General features: G+C 39.7%; 1 protein-coding gene. It reads right to left on the bottom strand.

Annotated features, from left to right (window positions below; all coding sequences use genetic code 11):
- Window positions 1-6 precede the first annotated feature (6 nt).
- Complete coding sequence (locus tag CEX98_RS22055; protein ID WP_099644125.1) at window positions 7-1,059, bottom strand: hypothetical protein; 1,053 nt, start codon at window positions 1,057-1,059, stop codon at window positions 7-9.
- Window positions 1,060-1,208 lie beyond the last annotated feature (149 nt).

The following is a 1,208-nucleotide window of genomic DNA, read 5'->3' as shown; positions in this document are numbered from 1 at the left end:
GCCGTATTACGCAAAATCTAAGCTCTTCACTTTTTGGTACAGATAGCGACAAACCCAAATGTAAGGAGCCATTGTCAATAACAACAAGAAATACTCAAAAAAGCTAACCCAGAAGCTAGACCAATCCACATCCAGACCAATTGATAAATTCAATAGAATCAAAGGCAAAATCACACCTGAAAGCAAGTTAAAGACTATCAAGTTGATTACTCGAAGTGTTGTTTCCTTAACTTTGAATGTCTGATTGTATGTGGTGAAACTAGTAAGCGTCTGTGAAACAACCGGTATAACCTCGCGCTCCACAACTTTAGCCTTTTCAAAGTATTCGATAAAAAGAGCCTCGTAGTTAGTAACGCTGTTAATGTGGGGCAGATGAAATTGAGCCCATATCCTTTCCTTTTCGGCATCATCAATTGGCATTTGAGCACACTGTTTTTCAAAAAGCTCTTTTTGCTCAGACAGCTTTTTATCTTGCTCATACATCATCCCCTTTTGGGCAAGACGGATAATTGATTTATTGTTTCCATTCCAGATCCAACATAAGAAACCCGTAATGCGTTGCATTTCCTTAATACGAGAGTCATCAAACTGCTGATTGCACAATTTTGACACGTTTTCAGTCTGCCCCTGAACATTGATCTGCCCATTGTTCCAGAATGGGTATGTTGTAAAAATCGTACTCAAAAGCAGAAATAGATCATCGCATAGAGACAGAACTAAAGCAGGCTCAGGCTCCCTCTCAAAACCAGATCTTTTAATACCATACTTTTCTTCATGATCTAGATACGAGTAACAAGAGCTTGCATTATGTAAAAGCTGTTTACCTTCAGTGTCCCAGGCAAGTTTCCCCTCGCTTGTAACAAATCTATTAGAGCCACCAAAACGGAAACTAGTTGGAGCAGTAATGCTTTGACTACGCTTTAAAACTGAATCTAACTTTTCTTTAGCATCATTAACTTTTTGGTAGGCATAAATAGCGAAAGCCGAGAAGAATGCTGCAATGACACCAATGATGGTCACATGTATCGCTGGTAACGCTTCTAATATCGGAGAGTCCAAAACGTGCACCTCTGTTTCATAATACGGCTAACAATTTAGTATTTATGCGACACGCAGTTTGTGTTGCATAATCGCTTGTTGGACTGAGCTGCTACCCGCTCGATGTCTCAGAGTTGGTGTTATTTATGCTAAGGGAATTTGCTTTTTGG

This window comes from Pseudoalteromonas piscicida (genome assembly GCF_002744175.1).
GTDB classification, from domain to species: domain Bacteria; phylum Pseudomonadota; class Gammaproteobacteria; order Enterobacterales; family Alteromonadaceae; genus Pseudoalteromonas; species Pseudoalteromonas piscicida_B.
This window is presented reverse-complemented; position numbering and strand designations above follow the sequence as displayed.